Annotated in this window: 24 protein-coding genes; 13 read left to right on the top strand and 11 right to left on the bottom strand. The window is 66.5% G+C overall.

The window, feature by feature from the left end:
• The first annotated feature begins 202 nt into the window (after positions 1–202).
• The 3 genes from guaB to guaA all read left to right on the top strand — a co-directional run bounded on the left by guaB (position 203) and on the right by guaA (position 4,002).
• Positions 203–1,663: an IMP dehydrogenase gene (gene guaB, locus AC5LXX_RS10280; protein WP_011352433.1), complete on the top strand. Its 1,461-nt coding sequence runs from the start codon at positions 203–205 to the stop codon at positions 1,661–1,663.
• 6 nt (positions 1,664–1,669) lie between these two features.
• The gene (locus AC5LXX_RS10275; RefSeq protein WP_493409412.1) at positions 1,670–2,275 is read left to right on the top strand and encodes a hypothetical protein; all 606 of its coding nucleotides are present in this window, start codon (positions 1,670–1,672) and stop codon (positions 2,273–2,275) included.
• Positions 2,276–2,382: 107 nt separating this feature from the next.
• Positions 2,383–4,002 carry a glutamine-hydrolyzing GMP synthase gene (guaA, locus tag AC5LXX_RS10270; RefSeq protein ID WP_124450543.1) on the top strand — a complete coding sequence of 540 codons (1,620 nt, stop codon included), beginning with the start codon at positions 2,383–2,385 and terminating at the stop codon, positions 4,000–4,002.
• Positions 4,003–4,305: 303 nt separating this feature from the next.
• Here guaA and AC5LXX_RS10265 read toward each other — a convergent pair whose 3' ends face one another.
• Together AC5LXX_RS10265 and AC5LXX_RS10260 are read right to left on the bottom strand one after the other, a co-directional pair.
• Positions 4,306–4,920, bottom strand: coding sequence for an NIPSNAP family protein (locus tag AC5LXX_RS10265; RefSeq protein ID WP_493409411.1), 615 nt, complete (start codon positions 4,918–4,920; stop codon positions 4,306–4,308).
• A 106-nt stretch (positions 4,921–5,026) separates the two neighbouring features.
• On the bottom strand, positions 5,027–6,157 hold the full coding sequence (locus AC5LXX_RS10260; RefSeq protein ID WP_493411117.1) for an alpha/beta fold hydrolase: 1,131 nt from the start codon (positions 6,155–6,157) through the stop codon (positions 5,027–5,029).
• Between the two features lie 259 nt (positions 6,158–6,416).
• Here AC5LXX_RS10260 and AC5LXX_RS10255 point away from each other — a divergent pair, with 259 nt between their 5' ends.
• Positions 6,417–6,998: a TetR/AcrR family transcriptional regulator gene (locus tag AC5LXX_RS10255; RefSeq protein WP_493409410.1), complete on the top strand. Its 582-nt coding sequence runs from the start codon at positions 6,417–6,419 to the stop codon at positions 6,996–6,998.
• Between the two features lie 268 nt (positions 6,999–7,266).
• Here AC5LXX_RS10255 and AC5LXX_RS10250 read toward each other — a convergent pair whose 3' ends face one another.
• The 9 genes from AC5LXX_RS10250 to AC5LXX_RS10210 all read right to left on the bottom strand — a co-directional run bounded on the left by AC5LXX_RS10250 (position 7,267) and on the right by AC5LXX_RS10210 (position 14,305).
• Positions 7,267–7,884 carry a 3'-5' exonuclease gene (locus AC5LXX_RS10250; protein WP_493411116.1) on the bottom strand — a complete coding sequence of 206 codons (618 nt, stop codon included), beginning with the start codon at positions 7,882–7,884 and terminating at the stop codon, positions 7,267–7,269.
• 281 nt (positions 7,885–8,165) lie between these two features.
• The gene (locus tag AC5LXX_RS10245) at positions 8,166–8,615 is read right to left on the bottom strand and encodes an acetyltransferase (RefSeq protein WP_493409409.1); all 450 of its coding nucleotides are present in this window, start codon (positions 8,613–8,615) and stop codon (positions 8,166–8,168) included.
• A gap of 97 nt (positions 8,616–8,712) precedes the next feature.
• Positions 8,713–9,201, bottom strand: a complete 489-nt coding sequence (locus tag AC5LXX_RS10240; RefSeq protein ID WP_493409408.1) for an NUDIX hydrolase — start codon at positions 9,199–9,201, stop codon at positions 8,713–8,715.
• Positions 9,202–9,250: 49 nt separating this feature from the next.
• Positions 9,251–10,135, bottom strand: coding sequence for an NAD(P)-dependent oxidoreductase (locus tag AC5LXX_RS10235; RefSeq protein WP_493409407.1), 885 nt, complete (start codon positions 10,133–10,135; stop codon positions 9,251–9,253).
• Positions 10,136–10,239: 104 nt separating this feature from the next.
• Entirely contained in the window at positions 10,240–10,518 is a 279-nt protein-coding gene (locus AC5LXX_RS10230) for a gamma-butyrobetaine hydroxylase-like domain-containing protein (RefSeq protein WP_124450530.1), read from the bottom strand.
• A complete protein-coding gene (locus tag AC5LXX_RS10225; RefSeq protein ID WP_493409406.1) occupies positions 10,515–11,510 on the bottom strand; it encodes a HEAT repeat domain-containing protein in 996 nt (331 codons plus the stop codon). Before AC5LXX_RS10225 ends, AC5LXX_RS10230 begins: the two co-directional genes overlap by 4 nt.
• Before the next feature lie 31 nt (positions 11,511–11,541).
• Positions 11,542–11,787 carry a 4Fe-4S dicluster domain-containing protein gene (locus AC5LXX_RS10220; protein ID WP_006490846.1) on the bottom strand — a complete coding sequence of 82 codons (246 nt, stop codon included), beginning with the start codon at positions 11,785–11,787 and terminating at the stop codon, positions 11,542–11,544.
• A gap of 11 nt (positions 11,788–11,798) precedes the next feature.
• Positions 11,799–13,538, bottom strand: coding sequence for a fumarate reductase/succinate dehydrogenase flavoprotein subunit (locus AC5LXX_RS10215; protein WP_493409405.1), 1,740 nt, complete (start codon positions 13,536–13,538; stop codon positions 11,799–11,801).
• The gene (locus AC5LXX_RS10210) at positions 13,535–14,305 is read right to left on the bottom strand and encodes a GntR family transcriptional regulator (RefSeq protein WP_493409404.1); all 771 of its coding nucleotides are present in this window, start codon (positions 14,303–14,305) and stop codon (positions 13,535–13,537) included. Before AC5LXX_RS10210 ends, AC5LXX_RS10215 begins: the two co-directional genes overlap by 4 nt.
• A gap of 289 nt (positions 14,306–14,594) precedes the next feature.
• Here AC5LXX_RS10210 and AC5LXX_RS10205 point away from each other — a divergent pair, with 289 nt between their 5' ends.
• The 9 genes from AC5LXX_RS10205 (at position 14,595) to uraD (ending at position 23,175) form a co-directional block, all read left to right on the top strand.
• A complete protein-coding gene (locus AC5LXX_RS10205; protein WP_493409403.1) occupies positions 14,595–15,812 on the top strand; it encodes an MFS transporter in 1,218 nt (405 codons plus the stop codon).
• A gap of 280 nt (positions 15,813–16,092) precedes the next feature.
• A complete protein-coding gene (locus tag AC5LXX_RS10200) occupies positions 16,093–16,494 on the top strand; it encodes a DnaJ family domain-containing protein (protein WP_012328731.1) in 402 nt (133 codons plus the stop codon).
• Entirely contained in the window at positions 16,491–17,087 is a 597-nt protein-coding gene (gene tadA, locus AC5LXX_RS10195) for a tRNA adenosine(34) deaminase TadA (RefSeq protein ID WP_493409402.1), read from the top strand. The genes AC5LXX_RS10200 and tadA overlap by 4 nt, the downstream gene beginning before the upstream one ends.
• An 81-nt stretch (positions 17,088–17,168) precedes the next feature.
• A complete protein-coding gene (ldcA, locus tag AC5LXX_RS10190) occupies positions 17,169–18,107 on the top strand; it encodes a muramoyltetrapeptide carboxypeptidase (RefSeq protein WP_493409401.1) in 939 nt (312 codons plus the stop codon).
• Positions 18,108–18,414: 307 nt separating this feature from the next.
• Positions 18,415–19,119: a GntR family transcriptional regulator gene (locus AC5LXX_RS10185; RefSeq protein WP_124450514.1), complete on the top strand. Its 705-nt coding sequence runs from the start codon at positions 18,415–18,417 to the stop codon at positions 19,117–19,119.
• A 149-nt stretch (positions 19,120–19,268) separates the two neighbouring features.
• Positions 19,269–20,753, top strand: a complete 1,485-nt coding sequence (locus AC5LXX_RS10180; RefSeq protein ID WP_493409400.1) for an NCS1 family nucleobase:cation symporter-1 — start codon at positions 19,269–19,271, stop codon at positions 20,751–20,753.
• 10 nt (positions 20,754–20,763) lie between these two features.
• Entirely contained in the window at positions 20,764–21,555 is a 792-nt protein-coding gene (locus AC5LXX_RS10175) for an aspartate/glutamate racemase family protein (RefSeq protein ID WP_493409399.1), read from the top strand.
• 148 nt (positions 21,556–21,703) lie between these two features.
• Positions 21,704–22,657 carry an allantoinase PuuE gene (puuE, locus tag AC5LXX_RS10170; protein ID WP_124450508.1) on the top strand — a complete coding sequence of 318 codons (954 nt, stop codon included), beginning with the start codon at positions 21,704–21,706 and terminating at the stop codon, positions 22,655–22,657.
• Positions 22,654–23,175 carry a 2-oxo-4-hydroxy-4-carboxy-5-ureidoimidazoline decarboxylase gene (gene uraD, locus AC5LXX_RS10165; protein ID WP_493409398.1) on the top strand — a complete coding sequence of 174 codons (522 nt, stop codon included), beginning with the start codon at positions 22,654–22,656 and terminating at the stop codon, positions 23,173–23,175. Before puuE ends, uraD begins: the two co-directional genes overlap by 4 nt.
• Positions 23,176–23,236: the final 61 nt, after the last annotated feature.

The raw sequence follows: 23,236 nt of genomic DNA, 5'->3' as shown, positions 1-23,236 counted from the left end.
GCAACAGGCGAATGAGCCGTTTTGCCGCCGGTTGCGCGAATGGCTCGATGCGGCAGTGAAACGAAAAGCGATCGAAAACGAACCGAACGGCGATCCGAACGATTCGGCCCCCGAACGGCCGGAACCGGCTAAGCCGTTGTTCGTGTTGTGAAAATTCACGGCGCTTCGCGTATAATTCGCTTTTGCGCCCATAGGATTTGCCATGCGTCTGATCCAAAAAGCACTCACTTTCGATGACGTGCTCCTCGTTCCCGCCTTCTCCGACGTTCTCCCGCGCGACACCAGCCTCAAGACCAAGCTGACCCGCAACATCTCCCTGAACATGCCGCTCGTGTCCGCCGCAATGGACACGGTCACCGAAGGTCGCCTCGCGATCGCGATGGCCCAGCAGGGTGGCGTCGGTATCGTCCACAAGAACCTCACGCCGGCCGAGCAGGCCCGCGAGGTCGCCAAGGTCAAGCGTTTCGAGTCGGGCGTCGTCCGCGACCCGATCACGGTGCCGCCGCAAATGAAGGTGCGCGACGTGATCGCGCTGTCGCGCCAGCATGGCATCTCGGGTTTTCCGGTCGTTGAAGGCCCGCAGCTCGTCGGTATCGTCACGAACCGCGACCTGCGTTTCGAAACGCGCCTCGACGAGCCGGTCAAGTCGATCATGACGCCGCGCGAGCGCCTCGTCACGGTCAAGGAAGGCACGCCGCTCGCCGAAGCGAAGGCGCTGATGCACAGCCACCGCCTCGAGCGCGTGCTGGTCGTCAACGACGCGTTCGAACTGCGCGGCCTGATGACCGTCAAGGACATCACGAAGCAGACCGAGCACCCGGACGCGTGCAAGGACGAGCACGGCAAGCTGCGCGCAGGCGCGGCGGTCGGCGTCGGCCCGGACAACGAAGAGCGCGTCGAGCTGCTGGTGCAGGCCGGCGTCGACGTGATCGTCGTCGATACCGCGCACGGTCACAGCAAGGGCGTGCTCGAGCGCGTGCGCTGGGTCAAGCAGAACTTCCCGCACGTCGAGGTGATCGGCGGCAACATCGCGACGGCTGCTGCCGCGAAGGCGCTGGTTGAATACGGTGCGGACGCGGTCAAGGTCGGTATCGGCCCGGGCTCGATCTGCACGACGCGGATCGTCGCAGGTGTCGGCGTGCCGCAGATCAGCGCGATCGCGAACGTCGCGGAAGCGCTGAAGGGCACCGGCGTGCCGTGCATCGCCGACGGCGGCGTGCGCTTCTCGGGCGACGTGTCGAAGGCCCTCGCGGCCGGCGCGAACGCGGTGATGATGGGCAGCATGTTCGCGGGCACCGAAGAGGCGCCGGGCGACGTGTTCCTGTATCAGGGCCGCCAGTACAAGTCGTACCGCGGCATGGGTTCGGTCGGCGCGATGAAGGACGGCGCGGCAGACCGCTACTTCCAGGACAACTCGGCGAACATCGACAAGCTCGTGCCGGAAGGCATCGAAGGCCGTGTCGCGTACAAGGGTTCGGTCAACGCGATCCTGTTCCAGCTGGTCGGCGGCGTGCGCGCGAGCATGGGCTACTGCGGCTGCAAGACGATCGACGAGCTGCACGACAAGGCCGAATTCGTCCAGATCACCGCGGCGGGCATGCGCGAGTCGCACGTGCACGACGTGCAGATCACGAAGGAAGCGCCGAACTATCACGTGGACTGATCGCCGATGAAACCGCTGCTGCGAGCCGTGCTGATCCTCGATGCCGTGCTGCTGCTGGCGTTCGGCGTGCTGTTCGTGCTGACGCCCTGGCAGTCGCTGTTCAACGCGCTGCAGCTGCAGAACATCCAGCCGGCGATGCTCGGCCAGGCGTTCGGCATCGCGTTGCTCGGTCTCGCGTGGCTCGCGTTTCATGCGGCGTTCAACGGTGACCTCACGGCGCCGGTGGCGCGGTCGGTCGGCCACGTGTACTGGCTGACCGGCGTGCTGACGATCGTCTGGTCGCTCGGCGCCGGCAGCGGTCCCGCGCTGGCGGCCGCCGGCCGGGTGCTGTCGGTCGTGGCCGGTGTCGCGCTGATCCTGCTGGGCCTCGGCGGTGTGCGGATCGCATCGGCCGTGCGCCGGCGCGAGAAGGCGCAGGCGCTCGAGGCGCGTTCGCCGGCGCAGCGTCCGGCCGAGCCGGCGATGGCGCCGGCGGCGTCACCCGCACCGCAGCGCGTCGAGCCCGTCGTCGGCCGTCCCGCGGCGCCTGCTGCATCGTCGCCGGCTTCATCCGGTTCCCGTCAGTCGTCAGGCGGCGTCGCACTCGACGAACGCCCGCCGATGCAGGATTGACCGGCGATGCGTCGCGCGAGCCGCCTGCCGCCCGACGCCGCTGTCCATGCTTTTGACGCAGCGCTTGATGCGCTGCTTTTCTTATTCTCTTCATCCCGTCCGCAGCCATGCACGACAAAATCCTGATTCTCGACTTCGGTTCGCAAGTCACCCAACTGATTGCGCGTCGTGTGCGTGAAGCGCACGTCTACTGCGAAATCCATCCGAACGATGTATCCGACGACTTCGTCCGCGAGTTCGCGCCGAAGGCGGTGATCCTGTCGGGCAGCCACGCGAGCACGTACGAGGACCATCAGCTGCGCGCGCCGCAGGCCGTGTGGGATCTCGGCGTGCCGGTGCTCGGCATCTGCTACGGCATGCAGACGATGGCCGTGCAGCTCGGCGGCAAGGTCGAGTGGAGCGACCATCGCGAATTCGGCTACGCGGAAATGCGCGCGCACGGCCATACGCGCCTGCTCGACGGCATCGAGGATTTCACGACGGCCGAAGGCCACGGCATGCTGAAGGTGTGGATGAGCCACGGCGACAAGGTTGCCGAGCTGCCGCCGGGCTTCGCGCTGATGGCGTCGACGCCGAGCTGCCCGATCGCCGGCATGGCCGACGAGGCGCGCGGCTACTACGCGGTGCAGTTCCACCCGGAAGTCACGCACACGGTGAAGGGCCGCCAGATCATCGAACGCTTCGTGCTGCAGATCGCCGGTGCGAAGCCCGACTGGATCATGAAGAACCACATCGAGGAAGCCGTCGCGAAGATCCGCGAGCAGGTCGGTGACGAGGAAGTGATTCTCGGCCTGTCGGGCGGCGTCGATTCGAGCGTCGCAGCCGCGCTGATCCATCGCGCGATCGGCGACCAGCTGACCTGCGTGTTCGTCGACCACGGCCTGCTGCGCCTGAACGAGGGCAAGATGGTGCTCGACATGTTCGAGGGCCGCCTGCATGCGAAGGTCGTGCACGTCGATGCCGCCGATCAGTTCCTCGGCCACCTGGCCGGCGTGACCGATCCGGAAGCAAAGCGCAAGATCATCGGCCGCGAGTTCGTCGAGGTGTTCCAGGCCGAGGCGAAGAAGCTGTCGAAGGCGAAGTGGCTCGCGCAGGGCACGATCTACCCGGACGTGGTCGAATCGGGCGGCACGAAGACGAAGAAGGCGACGACGATCAAGAGTCACCACAACGTCGGCGGCCTGCCGGAGACGCTTGGCCTGAAGCTGCTCGAGCCGCTGCGCGACCTGTTCAAGGACGAAGTGCGCGAGCTGGGCGTCGCGCTCGGCCTGCCGCCGGAGATGGTGTATCGCCATCCGTTCCCGGGCCCGGGCCTCGGCGTGCGGATTCTCGGCGAGGTGAAGCGCGAGTACGCGGACCTGCTGCGCCGCGCGGACGCGATCTTCATCGAGGAGCTGCGCGGCACGATCGCGACCGCGCAGGATGCGGCAGCGGGCCTGTGCGGCGAAGCCGATGTCGGCAAGAGCTGGTACGACCTGACGAGCCAGGCATTCGCGGTGTTCCTGCCGGTCAAGTCGGTCGGCGTGATGGGCGATGGCCGGACCTACGACTACGTGACGTCGCTGCGCGCGGTGCAGACGACCGACTTCATGACCGCACACTGGGCGCACCTGCCGTACGCGCTGCTCGGCCGCGCGTCGAACCGGATCATCAACGAAGTGCGCGGCATCAACCGGGTCGTGTACGACATCTCGGGCAAGCCGCCGGCGACGATCGAGTGGGAGTGATTCAGCGTCTTGGGGGCTATCGCCAGCCGCCGAAAAATCGTCGTGACGTATTGATTTGAAAATACATCGCGGCACGTATCGGAGGTTATCGCCGGCCGGCAAAGCCGGTCGGCGATAAAACTGGCGGCAAGAATCGAGGGCGGATTGAGACGCTCTCAATCACCATTCGGACTTTTACCGTCCGTGACGGTAAAAGTCTTCTCGGGAAGGCGGGTGTTACGCCGCAGTCCCAGATTGACAAGCCTTCTGCCCGGCGCGGCGCGGCGCGGCGCCGCGCGCAAGCCCATATCGCTGTCGTTGACTTCAGCACATCGGCGACCACGCTTCAGGCAGGCAGATGGTCGAGGTCGCCTTTTCGATCTGCTGGGGGCCGCCTTTGGGCGGCCAGAGCCCAGCGGAATAATGCTGCGCCCGCAGGTTCATGCGTTCTTCCAGGCTCGAGAATCCCCAGATGTGGGCGATGCGAGGCGGGCCATCGAGCGCGTACATGTTTGCGACCAGATGCGACGTGTAAGCCTTGGCCGGTGCGACGGCCTGCTCCCAGGCGGCGATGGTCGGCGCGATTCCACCGGGTTTCAACCAGTAGCGGCGAAGTTCGTAAAACTTGCCGAATGTTGCGAGTTGAACCTCGGGCAAAAAAGGAAACAGCGCATAGCTTTCCATGTCCAGCCGGATGTGCGGGTTCGTTACATGAAACGGCTGTCCGGCCAAATAAGCGCGTTCACGTTCGCGCTGGAGTTCGTGCAGGGTCTCGAACTTGCGCAACACGATGATTTGCCCGAGCTCGCCGATTTCCGTTCGCCATGAACCCAGGAGCGTGCCAGCCGCGTCAGTGTCCGATACCCAGCGGCGGGCGTCGTCGGATACGGTCGCCTGTTCCAGAAGCGAGCACGAAAGGGTCGTCAGTTCATACAGCATGCCAAAGCTCCTTTACCGGTTCCGAAACGCATCCGTTTGTTTCTTCATCGAAAGGGTGAGCGGGGCAGGCAATCTTTTCAAGACCGGACGATAAGCCCGCCCCGACCTAACCGACTGTGTGATCCACCGCGCCCACGTCCTTGATGAAGGCAAGCAGGCGTTCGGCGAGCCGAACCGGCTGCTCCTGCTGGATCCAGTGACCGGCGCCGTCGATCAACTCGATGCCCGCCATTTTCGTCGTCGCCTTTGTCCTCATGAGATCGAGCGAGCCAGGCGCCGAATACGTGCCCCAATCGCTTTTCCCGCCAATGAAAAGCGAAGGGACATCGATCGTCTTGCCCGAGAACAGGCGCAACTCGGCGTTCAGGGCAGGATCGGAAAAGACGCGATAAGCCTGCAGCGCGCCTTGAAACCCCGTGCGGCCGTACTCCGCCGTGTACACCGCGAGTTCCGGCTCGGTGAGCCAGGTGCAGGCCATGACCTCGGCGGCGGAAGGGTGGAATGGCGCGACGGTCTCGGGCATCGTCTTGCCGAGATCCATGACGTAATAGGTGGGCATCCGTGCAAATTCCGCGGCGGTTGGCGCCTGCAACGGATGCGGCTTGTTTCCCGGCCAGTCGGCGCTCTTGACGTGAAAAAATGCACGAAGCAACGCGTGCAAGCCTTGAGGCGGGTGCCACATGTCAGGGTTCGCCGCTCGTGAGCTCAGGTATTGCTGGTAATACTGCCTCGGCGGATCGAGTGCCGCCAGCGCAGCCGCTAACTTTTGCATGCCCGTGTTCGGCTGGACCGACGAGACTTCGCTTTCCGCGACGTCGAACGGAAACGTCGGTGGACCGGGGAATGGCGCGCTCATCAGCACCACCGACGGAAAGACGTCAGGTCGGGCCAGCGCACAATAGGCCGTCACGGGCGAGCCGAGATCGTGCCCGACGAGCATCGCCGTACGCCGATAACCCAACGCGAAAACCAAGCCGAGGGCGTCGCGCGCCATATTCAGCAGGCTGAAGGGCGCAAGCGGGGCGTCATAGTCGTTCACCGAACCGGTGGTGCGGCCACAACTGCGCTGATCAGGCGCCACGACGTGGTAGCCGGCGTCCGCCAGCAACGGGATCACGTGCCGCCAGCCGTAAGCCAGATCGGGGAAACCATGCAGAAGCAGGGCGAGCGGCCGACCGGGCCTTTCGTAGCCGGCCTCGAGAATATGGACGTCGAGGCCGTTGACCCCATGGACCATCCGCGAGCGCACCCCCGTCGGAAGGGGGCCCTCGCCATACATTGACGTGGTCAAAGCAGTTCCTCCTATCGGGTTTGCGCCGGCAGCAGGTCGAATTGAAGCCGCAACCAGGCTGGCTGCGCCCATCGCCAGGAAGGCTCGACGGGACGCCGATGGCTTGTCGGGGTCATGGGGCATCGTCGGATGCTCGAAATATGGTGATCACCATAGTATGGCGATCACCATAGCGACGTCAAGCGAGACGTGGTACGTTTTCGGAATGACACGCAAGACTGACTCGCGCGACCGCGCGATTGCCACGGCCGAACGGCTGTTTCGCATCCAGGGCTACACCGCGACGGGATTGACCCAGATCCTGAATGAGAGCGGTGCGCCCAAAGGATCGTTCTATTTCCACTTTCCACGCGGCAAGGCGCAACTCGCGGAAGAAGCAATCGACAATTACATTGCGGCGCGAATGGCGGTACTGCGCAACATCTCGTCGGAGACGACAGGCGATGCGCTGAATTTTGTCCAGCGGCTGTTCAGCACATTCGCGGCTGAAATGGTTGCCTCTGATTTCCAGTATGGATGTCTGATGCAGAATCTGGCGAATGAGTTGCCCGCGCTCGACGCCGACCTGACCCAACGGGTAGCGCGCGGATTCGTTGCGTCCACCGAGATCATTGCGCAGCATTTCACGGGATGCGGTTTCGCTCCCGCGCGCGCGTCGTCTACCGCGGCCGCACTGGTCGCGGCCCTCGAAGGCGCGCGGACGATCGCACGCCTGGAGCGTACGCCCGCCATATTCGAGGCGCTAGCGGAGGTGAGTGCCCAACGATTGGCTGCTCCCGGCGGGTGATCCGGTTCGATGTTCTCGGTCGGATGAAACGGGCACTGGTCATCCTCGGGAGAGCGTGGCGTCTTCTGCGAATGTCCATTCGCAGAAGCAACTTCATGGATTCAGGGGCATCCGTGGTCGATGCGTCGCGATGGTCCGTAAGCGGATTGCCGATTCGGTTGGCCGGCTGCCCCGGTCTCGGGCGGAGGCAAGAAGCGACCTGGTTGTCTTGCGCTAACGCGCGAAGTCGGTCGGGCAACGCCGCGTTGCCGTTCCTGGGCCGGATTCGTCACGCATGCGTTCGCCCGAGCGATCGCAGGTACATCGGCACCTTCGCCTTGGTCGTTGCCTGAACACGCGACATCAGCGCGTGATCGATCCGATCCAGCCCATAAGTCCGCGAAATATCCTGTTGCAACCGGCACCACAGATGGCCAGCCATCTCGGCATCGACCATCGCGCGGTGCGCACGGCCCGTTTGCGGCAGCCGCAGCATCTCGGCGAGGCTCGACAGGCGGTGACTCCGCGCGTCCGGGTAGATCCGTCGCGCCACCAGCATCGTGCATGCAAACGCATGGTCGGCCGACATGCCGAGCAGCCCGAGTTCCGACTGCCAGAAGCGCTTGTCGAAACCAGCGTTGTGCGCGACGACCGCATGCTTGCCGACGAACGCCGCCGCTTCCTGCATGACTTCGGACGCGGGTGGCGCCGCCGCGATCATGTCGTTCGTGATGCCGGTGAGCGCAACGACATCGGACGGGATGCGTCTGCCTGCATTCATCAAGCTCTGGAAACGGTCGACGACCTGCCCGTCGCGCAGCAGGATGACGGCAATTTCGGTCGCACGGTCGCCCATGTTCGGCGACAGCCCGGTTGTTTCGAAGTCCAGTACGGCGACGGTTTGCATGGTTGAATTCGGGTGCTTCATCAGAGGGTGTCGAGTTTGGCCGAGAGCGTAGCATCTTCGGGCGCGCGGGGAAAATCCCGCTCCCGGCCAATCGGACGTGCTGCCGTGACTCAACTGACGCTACCCGGATTCGATGCGCCGCCGCCTGTTCCTGCGCATCGCTTCTTTTTCGCCGTGATGCCGGCTCCGGCCACGGCAGTGCGCATGTCGCAAGTGCGGCGTCGTTTTCAGCGCATCCGGACCGGGCCGGTGCAGTGTCTCGTCGTCGCCCGGACGCCGGCTCAGTCCCGATCGTCACCGCGATATCGAAGGTGAATCAGCGGATAAGGTCGCCCTTGTCCATCCCGTTCCGATCGTCCGCAGCGCTCGAATCCGAGCCGCTCATAGAATCGCGCCGCCGCCTCGTTCTGTTCGTTGACGTCGGTCGACAGGCCGGGGTGGCGCTTGAGCGCCTCTTCGACGAGCAACCGCCCGACCCCCGCGCCATGGTGGGCAGGATCGACGAACAGCGCTTCCATGTGGCTGCCGTCTAGCAGCATGAAGCCGATCGGACGATCGGTCGCGTCGACGGCCAGATCGAGCGGTGCGCCCGGCAGAAACGCGACGACTTCGGACTCGATTGAACGACGATCGTCGTCGCTCAGGAAGTGATGCGTGGCATCGACGGCGGTGCGCCAGATGTCCAGCACGCGTGTGCCGTCGGCCTCGGTGGATTGGCGAATTCTGATCATGGTTTGATGGGTGATGGTCCGGCGCTCGGCGGGTAGCCGGCGCCGTGATGAATCGAACGCGTCGCGCGCAGGGTGACGCGCAAGCGACAGTGGTATGTCAGGCGGATGGTGGACGCGCGTTGCCCAGCATCGCCGCCCGCTCGAGCGCCCGTCGCGCGACGTCGCGCACGCCGGCGCTCATCGGCAAATCGCCGCGGTCGAGTTCGGCGATGTCGAACCAGCGCGCGTCGAGCGCGTCGTCGCCGGCGGCCGGCGTGCCGCGCAACCATCTGCACAGCACGGCGACCATGACGAAATGCTGGTGCACGGCGCCGTGCGCATCGTAATCGAACGCGTCCAGCGCGGTAAAGGCGTCGAGGGCCTCTACGTCGATCGTCGTTTCTTCCGCGATCTCGCGCACGACCGCATCCGCGAGCGGCTCGCCGGGCTCGATCTTGCCGCCGGGGAAGCCCCAGCAGCCTGCATCGGGCGGATTCGCGCGGCGTACGAGCAGCAGGTCGCGCTCGCGCAGCACGATGCCGATCACGGCGGGAACGGCGCGCAAGGAAGCAGCGTTGCCGGTTACGGACATGCCGGTAGCGGACATGGTTGGGCCTACCTGTCGGTGCGATCGGGCGCGTGGGTGGGCACGCGGTTCATCGCGCGTCCCCGGTACGCCGTTCGATCGCATGGATCACGGCGACCATGTCGGCCGCGCCATGTCCAGCCTGCTCGGTTTCGCCGTAAAGCGCATGGCAGATGTCGAGCAGCGGCGACGCGATGCCGATGCTGCGTGCCGATTCGGCGACGAGGCGCGCGTTCTTCAGCACGTCGGTGATCGCGGCCTGCACGGAGAAATCTCCCGCGACGAGCTTGCCGAGCTTCACGCGCGACACGTCGCTGGCCATCGGGCCCGCGTTCAGCACGTCGGCGAAGCGCGCGAGGTCGATACCGTGGCGTTGCGCGAAATGCGTGGCTTCGGTCAGGCCGGTGACCATCGTGATCAGGAACAGGTTGACGGCGAGCTTCATCGTCAGCGCCGACGGCACGTCGCCGCACGCGAAGCTGTCGCGGCACAGCGGCTTCACGAGCGCGCGTACGGCATCGACGTCGTCCGGTGCACCGGCCAGCATCACGACGAGCTGGCCAGCTTCGGCCGGCTTGCGCGAGCCCGACACGGGCGCCTCGACGTAGCGGCCCGACGCGGCGGCGATTTCATCGGCGAGCGCGCGCGAGTATTCGGGCGCATTCGTGCCCATGTTCACGATCGTGCGGCCGCCGACGCGAGCGGCAAAACCCGGCGTGCCGCGCGCGAGGACACCATCGATCGCCGCGTCGTTCGCGAGCATCAGGATCACGGTGCGGCAGGCCTCGAACACGTCGTCGGCATGCTCGACGACGTGCGCGCCGGCGTCGCGCAGTGCATCGTCGCTGCCGTGCGACCGGCTCCATACGACGAGCGGCGTGCCGGCCCGCGCAAGATTGAGCGCCATCGGCGTGCCCATCACGCCGAGGCCGATGAATCCGACTGCGGTCTGCATGTCCTGGCTCCCACGGTGGGTGAAGAGATCGTGGGCGCCAGTATCGCAGCCTTTGCGCATGGCTGCATCCCGCTCGAGCGACTGCGGGGGCCGCATGACGGGCGCTAGGCGATACCCGCCAGATACGGCCACGGATAGATGCCGCGCGCGTGGCCGTCGCCGAACATGAAGCGGATGCCGTAGCCGGCCGGTTCCACGCCTTCCAGCGTCAGGTCGGGCCGTGCATCGACGCGACCGCCGTCACGCCGGATCCGTCGGCATTCCGCGCACGGGCAATCGCCGCGCAATTGCGCGTAGCCGATGCGCTGCGTGTTGCCGTCCGGCCAGCGCAGCGTCAACGCACGTGACGGATGATCAAGTGCGATTTCGGTCGGCGCGCTCATCGCGGAGCGTCGCCGATTTGCCCGATCGCGATCCGCACGGCCTTGCGGACTTCGGGGTCGCGATCCTCGAGCGCATCGTTCAGCGCCGGCAGTATCGCGCGGTCGCGCAATTCGCCGAGCGCAAGCGCGGCTTCCTTGCGCAGATTGCTGATCGCATGCGCGAGCAATGCGACGACGGCCGGCGCCGCAGCCGCATCGCGCAACTGTCCGAGCGCGCGCGCGGCACGCAGGCGCACCTGCCAATATTCGTCGTCGAGCGCGGCGACGAGCGGCTCGCGTGCCGTCGGCACGCGCAGCTTGCCGAGCGTCGTGGCGGCTTCCTCGCGCACCTGCCATGCGCGGTCGCGCAGCGCGGCGAGCAGCGCGTCGACGACGGCCGCATCGCCGGCGGCCGCGAAGCCGATCGAGCCGACCGCGGAACGTCGCACGTCCGCGTCCGTGTCGGCCGTCGCGATGCGCGCGAGCGGCGGCAGGGCGCGCGGATCCTTGAGCCAGCCGAGCACCGCAACGGCTTCGGCGCGCACGGCCGGCAGCTCGGCATCGAGCGCGCGCAGCGCGGGTGCGAACGCGCCGGGGTCGCGCAACTCGCGCATTCCCCGCAGCACGGCACGGCGCACGAACGGCTCGGGCCGGTCGGCCCAGCGGCCCAGCACGGTACCCGATGCCGTGTCCTTCAGTTCGGACAAGCTCTGTGCGGCGGCGGCGCGCACGTCTTCGTCGGGATCGAGCAGCGCGCCGCACAGTGCGTCGACGACATCGGGCTGTTCCCATGCACCGAGTACACGGGCGGCTTCGCCGCGCACGTCGGCCGACGGGTCGGTGCGCAGCACGGCGACGAACGACGGCACGAGTTCGGGATCTTCGAGATCCGCGAGTTCGAACAGTGCGACGCGGCGCACTGACGCATCGGGCGCGGCGAGGCGGGCGACGAGTGCGGCCTGGTCGTGCCCGTGTGCGCCGAGGAGCGGGGAAGCGAAGGAGGAGTCGGTCATGAGCGAGGGAGAAGGGCGCTGACGCACGCGGTCAGCGCAGCAGGTAAGGGATGTCGACCTTGACCGCGCCGGTCGGGCAGTCGCGTTCGCACGGCATGCAGTACCAGCATTCGTCGAACTGCATGTAGGCCTTGCCCTTGGTGACGTCGATCGCGAGCAGGTCGAGCGGACACACGTCGACGCACACGGTGCAGCCCTTGTCGGCGATGCACAACGACTCGTCGATCGTCACGGGCGCGCTGCTGCGCTGGAAGATGTCGTGCGGGGTATGGGGCATGGCAAGGTTCCTCAAAGGGCGGCCGCGAGCGCGGCCGGTTCGCGAATGCGCAACTGCGCGTAGGCGCCGCGTTCGTCGTCGGCAAGCGGCACGACGTACGGTTCGACCGGCCGCTTTTCGCTGCGCATCGCGCCCGCGGCATCCTTGCGCAGCCACGTGTGGCAGAACCATTCGGCGTCGTTGCGGTGCGGAAAGTCGACGCGATGGTGGTACAGCCCCCATCGGCTTTCGGTGCGGAACAGCGACGCGCGCGCGGCCATTTCGGCGCAGTCGCGGATCGCGCGTACTTCGGCCGCACGCATCAGTTCGTGCGGGTTGTTGGCCTTTATCTCTTCGATATCCTCAGTAATTTCGTCAAAACGTTGCAGCCCGATTTCCATCTTGCGCGTCACCTTCGGCGGTTGCAGGTAGTCGTTCACCATGCGGCGCAGCTTGTACTCGACCTGCGCCGGCGCCAGGCCGCGCTCGCGCAGCAACGGCGCGAGCACGCGGGTGCGCTCGGCGTCGACCTGTGCGTCGTCCACCGGGGCGTGTTCGCGGCCGGCCGCGTAATCGGCCGCGTTCTGCCCGGCGAACCAGCCATACGTGAACGCGCCGAGCATGTAGTTGTGCGGGACGGCCGCCATGTCGCCGGCGGCGTAGAGCCCCGGCACCGTCGTCTCCGCGCGTGCATTCACGTACACGCCCGATGCGCTGTGGCCGCTGCAGAAGCCGATTTCTGAGATGTGCATCTCGACCATCTGGTTGCGGTAGTCGGTGCCGCGCCCGGCATGGAAGCGGCCGCGGCTCGGCCGCTCGTTCGTATGCAGGATCTGCTCGATGGTCTGGATCGTCTCCTCCGCGAGATGGTCGAGCTTCAGGAACACGGGGCCGTTGCCGCTCTGCAGTTCCTGGTAGAACTCCCACATCATCTGGCCGCTCCAGTAGTCGCATTCGATGAAGCGTTCGCCCTTGCCGTTCGCGGTGAAGCCGCCGAGCGGGCCCGTCACGTACGCGCATGCGGGGCCGTTGTAGTCCTTGATCAGCGGGTTGATCTGGAAGCACTCGAGATTCGCGAGCGCGGCGCCCGCGTGATAGGCCATCGCATAGCCGTCTCCCGCGTTGGTCGGGTTCTCGTAGGTGCCCATCAGGTAGCCCGACGCCGGCAAGCCGAGACGGCCGGCGGCGCCGCAACAGAGGATCACGGCCTTCGCGCGGATCACGTGAAACTCGGCGGTGCGGCAGTCGAAGCCGAGCACGCCGCTCGCGCGGCCCTGCGTGTCGGTCAGCACCCGCGTCGCGACGATCCGGTTCGTGATTGCGATGCGGGCGCGCTTCAGTTGCCGGTACAGCACTTTCTTGATGTCGTGTCCTTCCGGCATCGGCAGCACGTACGAGCCCATGTGATGGACCTTCTTCACCGCGTAGTCGCCGGTGCCGTCCTTCTCGAACTTCACGCCCCAGCGGTCGAGCTGCTCGATCGTCGCGAAGCTGTGCGTCGCATACGCGTACACGGCTTCCTGGTCGACGATGCCGTCGTTGGCGATCGTGATCTCGCGCGTGTACTGCTCGGGCGTCGCATGACCGGGGATCACCGCATTGTTCAGACCGTCCATCCCCATCGAGATCGCGCCGCTGCGCTTCACGTTGGCTTTCTCGAGCAACAGCACGCGCAGGGACGGGTCGCGCTCCTTCGCCTTGATCGCCGCCATCGGGCCGGCCGTGCCGCCGCCGACCACGACGATGTCGTATTCATGAACCTGGATCGTCATTGCTGTTTCCTTGCAGATTTGCGTGCTTTTTGCCGGTCGATGCGCAGCCGGTACTGGAATGCGTCGCCGCGGAAGTAGAGGTATTCGTAGTCGATCGGGGCACCCGACGCGTCGTGCGTGAGGCGCTCGATGCGCAGCACGGGACTGCTTTCCTCGACGTGCAGCGCGTCGACGATCTCGTCGTCGGCGAGGATCGCGTCGATCGACACGTCGGCATGGCCGAGCGGGATGCCGCAGTCGTTTTCCAGCACGAGGAAGATGTCGCGGGTCGCGAGATCGGCGCCCGCGAGGCGCTTGCCGAGCGCTTCGGGCACCCAGGTCTGTTCGAGCGACACCGGTTCGCGGTTCAGCAGCCGCACGCGGTGGATCTCGACGAGCGGCGCGCCCTCCGGCACGTTCAGTTTCGTCGCGAGATGACGGTCGGCCTTCACGGTGCGGAAGCTGCGCAGCTGGTTGACGATCTCGTAGCCCATCGACGACATCGCCTCGGCGAAGCCCTGCAGCGACGTCACGTTCTGGAACGCTTTCGGCTTCGATACGAACGTGCCCTTGCCGTGCAGCTTGAACAGCAATCCTTCCTTCTGCAGGTCGCCGAGCGCCTGACGCACCGTGATGCGGCTGACGTCGAACATCGTGCAGAGCTCGTGTTCGGACGGCATCCGGCTGTGCGGCGCGTAGGTGCCGTCGAGGATGCGCGCGCGCAGCGTGTCCTTGATCTGCACGTAGAGCGGGGCCGCCGACAGCGGCACGACGTTGGATGGGGTCATCGATCAACTTGTTATGACAAGATGATCCGAGTGTAGTCAGCACGGTCGCGCGGCCCAACCAACCATTTCCGATATCGAATTTCCGATTCCGGAAAAGCAGCGCGAGCGCCTGATCTGCCCCTTGCCGGCCGCGCGAATCGATCGACAATAAAAAATCGCCGGCCCATCGGCCGAGCATGTCGATTTCCCGCCGGTTCGCCCGTCGTATCCATGTCGACCGGGCATTGCGCCGCACATGCGGCCTGCGCCCGGTTTCCGAGGATGATCGAAACGCACAAGGAGACGCCAAATGACGGATTCCCGATACCGCTGGGTGATCGTCGCCGCGGGCGGTCTGATGGGCTGCGTCGCGATCGGCGCGATGTTTTCGCTGCCGGTGTTCCTGCGCGCCATCGCGCGCGACACGGGCTGGTCGATGACCGGCATTTCCACTGCGATGACGCTGGGCTTCATCGCGATGGCTTTCGCGAGCATGGCGTGGGGCAGCCTGTCGGACCGGATCGGCACGCGGCCGGTCGTCGTCGCGGGCGCGGTGCTGCTGTCGGCGAGTCTCGCGCTGGCGAGCCGCGCGCCGTCGCTGCTCGCGTTCCAGCTGACCTTCGGCCTCGCCGTCGGCGGCGCGACGGCCGCGATATTCGCGCCGATGATGGCGTGCGTGACGGGCTGGTTCGACACGCATCGCAGCCTCGCGGTGTCGCTCGTGTCGGCCGGCATGGGGATGGCGCCGATGACGATGGCACCGCTCGCCGCGTGGCTCGTGTCGGTGCGCGACTGGCGCACGTCGATGCTGCTGATTGCCGCGCTGGCGGCCGTCGTGATGATTCCGGTGTCGCTGCTGGTGCGGCGGGCGCCCGCGCTCGACCGGGCACCGGCGCACGCCGCGCCTTCGCCCGCCGGCGCGCCCGCGGCGATGTCGGTCGCGGACGCGCTGCGCTCGCCGCAGTTCATGATCCTGCTGCTGACCAATTTCTTCTGCTGCGCGACGCACTCGGGCCCGATCTTCCATACGGTCAGCTACGCGGTCACGTGCGGGATCCCGCTGATCGTCGCGGTGTCGATCTACAGTGTCGAAGGACTCGCCGGCATGGGCGGGCGGATCGCGTTCGGGATTCTCGGCGACCGCCTCGGCGCGAAGCGCATGCTGGTGGCCGGGCTGCTCGCGCAGGCGCTCGGCGCGCTCGCCTATTACTTCGTGCGCTCGCTCGACGGGTTCTACGCGGTCGCGACGCTGTTCGGCTTCATCTACGCGGGCGTGATGCCGCTGTATTCGGTGCTGGCACGCGAGAACTTCCCGCTGAGGATGATGGGCACCGTGATCGGCGGCTGCGCGATGGCCGGCAGCCTCGGGATGGCCGCGGGCCCGGTCGCCGGCGGCCTGATCGTCGATACGTTCGGCAGTTACGGCTGGCTGTACCTCGGTTCGTTCGCGATCGGCCTCGGTGCGTTCCTGATCGCGTCCATGTTCCGACCGTTCGCGAAACCACGGGAGGAAACGGCGGCCGCGTGACGGGGCAACGCAAGCGGTGCGGCTGCCGTTGCGCGGGATCGGCGCGGTTCGCCGCGCGTCGTCGCGAACAAAAAACAGGGCCGGACACCACTTGCATTTGCGACGGTCCGGACGGCGCTCAGCCCGCTGCAGCGCAGCAGAGCGGCATTCGACGGTGATCGGCGTGCATGCGCTGCGATTCGGCCCCTAAAAAACACAATATCGAGCATATATTCGAAGGGCCTGTCATAGCCGCGTCACCCTGCTAGAATTCGGCCTGCCGCATTGTTCCGATTGACTGATGAGATTGCTTGACGCCCTGGTCGAACAACGTATTGCCGCCGCCGCCGCGCGGGGCGAGTTCGACGATTTGCCGGGTACCGGCGCGCCGCAGGCGCTGGATGACGACCTGCTCGTGCCCGAGGAGGTGCGGGTGGCCAACCGTATCCTGAAGAACGCGGGCTTCGTGCCGCCGGCCGTCGAGCAATTGCGCGCGCTGCGCAACCTGCATGACGAAGTGCAGGCGGTCAGCGACCGTGCCGCGCGCTGCCGCCTGCAGGCCAAGATCCTCGCGCTCGACATGGCGCTCGAATCGCTGCGCGGCGGCCCGATGGTGATGCCGCGCGACTACTGCCGGCGCATCGCGGAGCGCCTGTGCGAGCGCGGGCTCGACGAAGCGCCCGCCGAAGCGGGGCCGATGTGACGTCCGGCGCGCTGCACGACGCAGCCTCGTCGGCAACCGCCCCGGCGGCCGAACCGGCCGCTGATTCTCCTGTTCCCGAAGCCGCGCCCGTGTCGGCGCGCGACCTGCATTTCATGCGGCTCGCGCAGGCCGCCGCCGAAGAGGCGCGCGCGGCCGGCGAAGTGCCGGTCGGCGCGGTGCTCGTGCGTGGCGACGAAGTGATCGCGCGCGGCTTCAACCATCCGATCGGCGGGCACGACCCGTCCGCGCATGCGGAAATGGCTGCGCTGCGGATGGCCGCACAGCATCTGCAGAATTACCGGATGCCCGGCTGCGAGCTGTATGTGACGCTCGAGCCGTGCCTGATGTGCGCAGGCGCGATCATGCACGCGCGCATCGCGCGGGTCGTCTTCGGCGCCGCCGACCCGAAGACGGGCGCGTGCGGCAGCGTGATTGACGCGTTCGCGAATCCGCAGCTCAACCACCATACCGAAGTGACGGGCGGCGTGCTCGCCGACGAGTGCGGCGCCGCGCTGAAGTCGTTCTTCGCCGAGCGCCGCCGCGCGCTGCGCGAAGCGCGGCTCGCCCGCGATGCCGAATCCGGCGCGTCATAAGCACACCGGCCCGGCATCACGCCGTGAACCGGAGACGGTTCAGACCCTCTAAGCAGGTTTGACGACCCGACACCTTTCGCCATGTCCTTCCAGCCCGCCGCGTCCTACACCATCCGCCTGCTGGCGCCGTCCGGCTATCCGCACGACCCGGACGCGATCAACCGCGCGCTCGAGCGCCTCAGCACCGCGCAGCACCGCATCGAGAACATCGAGGCGACGCAGCGACGCTTCCAGCGCTTCGGCGGCACCGACGGCGAGCGGGCAGGCGACCTGAACCGCCTCGCCGATCCCGAGCGGCCGCTGCCGGACATCGCGCTCGCGGTGCGCGGCGGCTACGGCGCCGCGCGGATCCTGCACGGGCTCGACTATCGCGGGCTCGAACGCAGGCTGCGCGACCAGCCGGTCGCGCTCGTCGGCCACAGCGACTTCACCGCGATCCAGCTCGCGCTGTACGCGAAGGCGCGCATCAAGACGTTCGGCGGCCCGATGCTGTCTGCCGACTTCGGTGCGGAAACGCCGAGCGACTTCACGATGCAGCACTTCTGGCAGACGCTGTCGCAGCCGGGCACGACGATCGTCACCGAGGCGCCGCAGGTGCAGGCCGTGAACGTGACGGGCACGCTGTGGGGCGGCAACCTTGCGATCCTGACGTCGCTGATCGGCACGCCGTACATGCCCGACATCGAGGGCGGCATCCTGTTCATCGAGGACGTCAACGAGCAGCCGTTCCGGATCGAGCGGATGATCTATCAGCTGCACCTGTCGGGGCTGCTCGCGCGCCAGCAGGCGCTCGTGCTCGGCCAGTTCACCGGCGCGCGGCCGTTCGAGTACGACAACGGCTACGACATGCAGGCGATGATCGACCAGGTCCGCGCGACGATCGGGATCCCGGTCGTCACGGGGCTCCAGTTCGGCCATGTGCCCGACCTGCTGACGCTGCCGTTCGGCGCACAGGCGCAACTGGTCGCGAATGCACATGGCTTCCGGCTGACACTGTCGGACTATCCGCATCTCGGCTGATGCCGGCGCGATTGATCGAAAGGCGGGCTTCCCGCCTTTTTCTTTATGTAAATGCGCAACTAACGGTCGAATATTTTCGTCGGCACGAATCCGGTCGTTGCCAGGTTGTGCACCATCTTTGTCAACAAAAAAGCCGGGCGGGTATACGACGAGAAGGGCCTCTGTCCTGCCTGTAACGCTTGTCGTGCATGGAAAGCGCGCATCCTGCACCGAGCAGGGTCATATCGATGCACGGCGATTGTGCGCATTCCCGGAAAAGAATTGTTGACAATATTTATGTCCGACCTAGGATGAGGACCATCACACGATGCAGATCATGAACGAGCCCGATTCCCATCCGTCCGGCGCAGCCGGTCCCGAAGCGATCGCCGAGCGGATCCGCACCGCGATCCTCGAGCATCGGCTCGCGCCCGGCGCGAAGCTGACGGAGGCGCAGCTCTGCGACGTGTTCGACGTGAAGCGCGGGACGATCCGCCAGGCGCTCGCGCAGCTCGCGACCGACAAGCTGGTCGACCTCGAGCCGAACCGCGGCGCGTTCGTCGCGAGCCCGACGCTGCAGGACGTGCACGAGGTGTTCGAGATGCGCCGGATCATCGAGCTTGCGGTGGTCGAGCGGCTTGCAACCGGGCCCGGCGCGAAGCGGCTGAAGGGTGTCGCCGCGCTGATCGACAAGGAACGCAGGGCGTTCGAGCGGCACGACTTCGCGGCGTGGATCCGGCTGTCGGGTGAATTCCATACGGCGCTCGCCACGCTGATGGGCAATGCGACGCTCAGCGAGTGCCTCGAAGGGCTCGTCGCACGCTCGACGCTGATGTCGGCGCTGTACGAATCGCACGGGCGCAGCCCGTGCTCGTGCGACGACCACGACGAGATCCTCGCCGCGCTGGAGGCGGGCGATCCGAAGCAGGCGGTGACGCTGATGGCGCGCCACCTGCAGCATGTCGAACTGAAGATGCTGGACCGGCCCGCGCAAGGGCAGGTCGATTTGCGCGAAGTGTTCGGCGGCGCCTGAGCGGCGACGCGAACCCGGCCGCGCGCCACAGAACGAGCGAAATGCAGGCCCGCGGCATGTGCCGCGGGCCGCTGGTCCGACTCCGGGCGACGATCCGGAGCGATATCGATGACGGTGGAGCGGCCGCCCGGCCGCGTCAAGGAGAAGTCATGGCTCAGTTCAGTGTGGCGCACGACAGCGCCTATCCGGCGGAAGAAGGCGGCGAGGGCGGCGACCCGACGCTGCCGAATGGTTACAGCGAACGTCTGTACAACGAAGATTTGGCACCCCTTAGGAATCAGACATGGGGTTCGTACAACATCTTCGCGTTCTGGATGTCGGACGTGCACAGCGTCGGCGGCTACGTGTTCGCGGGCAGCCTGTTCGCGCTCGGGTTGACGAGCTGGCAGGTGCTGATCGCGCTCATCGTCGGGATCGGCCTCGTGAACGCGCTGTGCAACCTGATCGCACGACCGAGCCAGCAGATCGGCGTGCCGTATCCGGTCGCCTGCCGCGCGACGTTCGGCGTGCTCGGCGCGAACGTGCCGGCCGTGATCCGCGGGTTGATCGCGATCGCGTGGTACGGCATCCAGACCTATCTCGCGTCGAGCGCGCTCGTGATCGTCGTGCTGAAGTTCTTCCCGCAATGGCTGCCGTACGCGGACGTCCATCGCTACGGCTTCCTCGGGCTCTCGGCGGTCGGCTGGGCCGGCTTCATGCTGCTGTGGGTGCTGCAGGCGTTCGTGTTCTGGAACGGGATGGAGACGATCAAGAAGTTCATCGACTTCGCGGGGCCGGCCGTCTACGTCGTGATGTTCATCCTCGCCGGCTACATGGTGTGGCGCGCGGGCTGGCGCAACATCGGCATCAACCTCGGCGGCGTCAAGTATCACGGCGCGGAAGTGATCCCGGTGATGATCACGGCCGTGTCGCTGGTCGTGTCGTACTTCTCCGGGCCGATGCTGAACTTCGGCGACTTCTCGCGCTACTGCCGCTCGTTCGGCGACGTGAAGCGCGGCAATTTCTGGGGACTGCCCGTCAACTTCCTCGCGTTCTCGCTCGTCACGGTGATCACGACGGCCGCGACGCTGCCGGTGTTCGGCGAACTCATCACCGACCCGGTCGCGACGGTCGGCCGCATCGACCATCCGACCGCGGTGATCCTCGGCGCGCTGACGTTCACGATCGCGACGATCGGCATCAACATCGTCGCGAACTTCGTGTCGCCCGCGTTCGACTTCTCGAACGTCGCGCCGCGGCTGATCAGCTGGCGCGCGGGCGGGATGCTCGCGGCCGTCGCGTCGATCTTCATCACGCCGTGGAACCTGTTCAACAACCCGGCCGTGATCCACTACACGCTCGACGTGCTCGGCGCGTTCATCGGCCCGCTGTACGGCGTGCTGATCGCCGACTTCTACCTCGTCAAGCGCGGCCGGCTCATACGCGACGACCTGTACACGATGTCGGAAAGCGGCGCCTACTGGTACACGGGCGGCGTGAACCGCCGCGCGCTCGCCGCGCTGCTGCCGGCCGCGGTGATCGCGGTCGTGTGCGTGATGGTGCCGGGCTGGCAGGCCCTCGCGAATTTCTCGTGGTTCATCGGCGCGGGGCTCGGCTTCGTGTTCTACCGGCTGCTCGTGAGCACGAAGGCGTGAGGAGCGGGCGATGAAGATCCGACTGATCAATCCGAACACGACGCAGCGGATGACCGACGCGATGGGCCGCTGCGCGCGCGAGGTCGCGGCCGCCGGCACGGAGATCGTGGCCGTGAGCCCGCCGATGGGGCCGCCGTCGATCGAAGGGTATTACGACGAGGCGCTCGCGACGCCGGGCCTGCTCGCCGAGATCGCGCAGGGCGAGCGCGACGGCTGCGATGCGTACGTGATCGCGTGCTTCGGCGATCCGGGCCTGTATGCGGCGCGCGAGCTCGCACGCGGGCCGGTGATCGGCATCGCCGAGGCCGCGATGCATGCAGCGAGCGTGCTCGCGCCGGGCTTCTCGGTCGTCACGACGCTCGCGCGCACCTGCGGGATGGCGTGGCACCTCGCGGAGCGCTACGGGATGAAGCGCTTCTGCCGCAACGTGCGCGCGACCGATGTCGCGGTGCTCGAACTCGACCGGCCGGGTTCGGCCGCGCGCCGGATCATCGTCGACGAATGCCGGCGCGCGCTCGACGAGGACGGCGCAGACGCGATCGTGCTCGGCTGCGCGGGGATGGCCGAGTTCGCGCACGAGATCGAGCAGCAGATCGGCGTGCCGGTGGTCGAGGGCGTCACGACGGCCGTCAAATGGGCCGAGGCGCTCGTCGCACTGCGCCTCGCGACCGCGAAACGCGGCGATTTCGCGCGGCCGCTGGCGAAGCGCTACGACGGCGCGTTCGCCCGCTTCAGCCCGCCGGGCGGGGATGGGGCTGAACCGGTCGCGAATTTGCCGCAACCGCACATACACACCGTCTGACATGCACTATCTGCGCCGCTGTATGGGCGCGTATGAACGTTTTCGCTACACTGGGCCGTCATCGCATCGGCTTGTGCGGCCGGCCTCCGGGTGCCGCGCAGTCGATGCGAACCCATTATTTCAGCCCGCTTCGCCGTCCTTCGAACCCATGTCACTCGATCCCAACTATCCTCGCGACCTGATCGGCTACGGCCGCCATCCCGTTCAGGCGAACTGGCCGGGGCGCGCCCGCGTCGCCGTGCAATTCGTGCTGAACTACGAGGAGGGCGGCGAGAACTGCGTGCTGCACGGCGATCCGGGCTCCGAGCAGTTCCTGTCCGAAATCGTCGGCGCGGCCGCGTATCCGGACCGCCACATGAGCATGGAGTCGATCTACGAATACGGGTCGCGGGCCGGCGTGTGGCGCATCCTGCGCGAATTCGAGAAGCGCGGGATGCCGCTGACGGTATTCGGCGTCGGCATGGCGATCGAACGCCATCCGGAGCTCGCGCGCGCCTTCGTCGAGCTGGGCCATGAAATCGCGTGCCACGGCTGGCGCTGGATCCACTACCAGGGCATGACGCCGGAACTCGAGGCCGAACACATGCGCCTCGGGATGGAAGCGATCGAGCGCGTGACGGGCGAGCGTCCGCTCGGCTGGTATACCGGCCGCGACAGCCCCAATACACACCGCCTGGTCGCCGAATACGGCGGCTTCCTGTACGACTCCGACAACTACGGCGACGACCTGCCGTTCTGGATGGACGTCAAGGTGTCGGGCGGCGGCACGTCGCCGCAACTGATCGTCCCGTACACGCTCGACACGAACGATATGCGCTTCGCGACGCCGCAGGGCTTCAACACCGGCGATCACTTCTTCGACTACCTGCGCGACGCCTTCGACGTGCTGTACGCGGAGGGCGACGAGGCGCCGAAGATGCTGTCGATCGGCATGCACTGCCGGCTGCTCGGCCGGCCGGGCCGGTTCCGCGGGCTGCAGCGTTTCCTCGATCACATCGAGAAGCACGATCGCGTATGGGTGACGCGCCGTGTCGATATCGCGCGTCACTGGCGTGAACATCATCCGTATCAGCCCAATCATCAAAACGAAGGGAAAGCATGAAGGCGATGCGCTACACGTTGGAACAACTGAACACGATGGCGCCGAGCGCATTTGTCGCGGCGCTGTCCGGGATCTTCGAACATTCGCCGTGGGTGGCCGAGGTCGCCGCGGGCCAGCGGCCGTTCGCGAGCATCGACGCGCTGCACGAGACGATGTCGGGTGCGGTGGAGACGAGCGGCGAAGCGCGCCAGCTCGCACTGATCAACGCTCACCCGGAGCTGGCCGGCAAGGCCGCCGTGCGCGGCGAGCTGACGGCCGAGTCGACGCGCGAGCAGAGCGGCGCGGGCCTCGACCAGTGCACCCAGGAAGAGTTCGACAAGCTGCTGACGCTGAACCGCACATATCGCGAGAAGTTCGGCTTCCCGTTCATCCTCGCGGTGCGCGGCTATGACCGTCACGGCATCATCGCGAACTTCGAGTCGCGCGTGAATCATTCGCGCGCCGAGGAACTGCGTGCGAGCCTCGACCAGATCTACCGGATCGCGCGCTTCCGCCTCGACGACCTGATCGACGCCTGACCCCGTACCATGGCCTGCTGCGTCGCGGCGGCCTGATCGCCTCACTGAAACAAGGAAACAT

It is taken from the genome of Burkholderia torrens, from assembly GCF_984668525.1.
This window is presented reverse-complemented; position numbering and strand designations above follow the sequence as displayed.

Bases quoted from the DNA above. Each gene is read 5' to 3' on its own strand.
- guaB (WP_011352433.1), top strand. From the start codon at position 203: ATGCGTCTGATCCAAAAAGCACTCACTTTCGATGACGTGCTCCTCGTT.
- AC5LXX_RS10275 (WP_493409412.1), top strand. From the start codon at position 1,670: ATGAAACCGCTGCTGCGAGCCGTGCTGATCCTCGATGCCGTGCTGCTG.
- guaA (WP_124450543.1), top strand. From the start codon at position 2,383: ATGCACGACAAAATCCTGATTCTCGACTTCGGTTCGCAAGTCACCCAA.
- AC5LXX_RS10265 (WP_493409411.1), bottom strand. From the start codon at position 4,920: ATGCTGTATGAACTGACGACCCTTTCGTGCTCGCTTCTGGAACAGGCG.
- AC5LXX_RS10260 (WP_493411117.1), bottom strand. From the start codon at position 6,157: ATGGTCCATGGGGTCAACGGCCTCGACGTCCATATTCTCGAGGCCGGC.
- AC5LXX_RS10255 (WP_493409410.1), top strand. From the start codon at position 6,417: ATGACACGCAAGACTGACTCGCGCGACCGCGCGATTGCCACGGCCGAA.
- AC5LXX_RS10250 (WP_493411116.1), bottom strand. From the start codon at position 7,884: ATGCAAACCGTCGCCGTACTGGACTTCGAAACAACCGGGCTGTCGCCG.
- AC5LXX_RS10245 (WP_493409409.1), bottom strand. From the start codon at position 8,615: ATGATCAGAATTCGCCAATCCACCGAGGCCGACGGCACACGCGTGCTG.
- AC5LXX_RS10240 (WP_493409408.1), bottom strand. From the start codon at position 9,201: ATGTCCGCTACCGGCATGTCCGTAACCGGCAACGCTGCTTCCTTGCGC.
- AC5LXX_RS10235 (WP_493409407.1), bottom strand. From the start codon at position 10,135: ATGCAGACCGCAGTCGGATTCATCGGCCTCGGCGTGATGGGCACGCCG.
- AC5LXX_RS10230 (WP_124450530.1), bottom strand. From the start codon at position 10,518: ATGAGCGCGCCGACCGAAATCGCACTTGATCATCCGTCACGTGCGTTG.
- AC5LXX_RS10225 (WP_493409406.1), bottom strand. From the start codon at position 11,510: ATGACCGACTCCTCCTTCGCTTCCCCGCTCCTCGGCGCACACGGGCAC.
- AC5LXX_RS10220 (WP_006490846.1), bottom strand. From the start codon at position 11,787: ATGCCCCATACCCCGCACGACATCTTCCAGCGCAGCAGCGCGCCCGTG.
- AC5LXX_RS10215 (WP_493409405.1), bottom strand. From the start codon at position 13,538: ATGACGATCCAGGTTCATGAATACGACATCGTCGTGGTCGGCGGCGGC.
- AC5LXX_RS10210 (WP_493409404.1), bottom strand. From the start codon at position 14,305: ATGACCCCATCCAACGTCGTGCCGCTGTCGGCGGCCCCGCTCTACGTG.
- AC5LXX_RS10205 (WP_493409403.1), top strand. From the start codon at position 14,595: ATGACGGATTCCCGATACCGCTGGGTGATCGTCGCCGCGGGCGGTCTG.
- AC5LXX_RS10200 (WP_012328731.1), top strand. From the start codon at position 16,093: ATGAGATTGCTTGACGCCCTGGTCGAACAACGTATTGCCGCCGCCGCC.
- ldcA (WP_493409401.1), top strand. From the start codon at position 17,169: ATGTCCTTCCAGCCCGCCGCGTCCTACACCATCCGCCTGCTGGCGCCG.
- AC5LXX_RS10185 (WP_124450514.1), top strand. From the start codon at position 18,415: ATGCAGATCATGAACGAGCCCGATTCCCATCCGTCCGGCGCAGCCGGT.
- AC5LXX_RS10180 (WP_493409400.1), top strand. From the start codon at position 19,269: ATGGCTCAGTTCAGTGTGGCGCACGACAGCGCCTATCCGGCGGAAGAA.
- AC5LXX_RS10175 (WP_493409399.1), top strand. From the start codon at position 20,764: ATGAAGATCCGACTGATCAATCCGAACACGACGCAGCGGATGACCGAC.
- puuE (WP_124450508.1), top strand. From the start codon at position 21,704: ATGTCACTCGATCCCAACTATCCTCGCGACCTGATCGGCTACGGCCGC.
- uraD (WP_493409398.1), top strand. From the start codon at position 22,654: ATGAAGGCGATGCGCTACACGTTGGAACAACTGAACACGATGGCGCCG.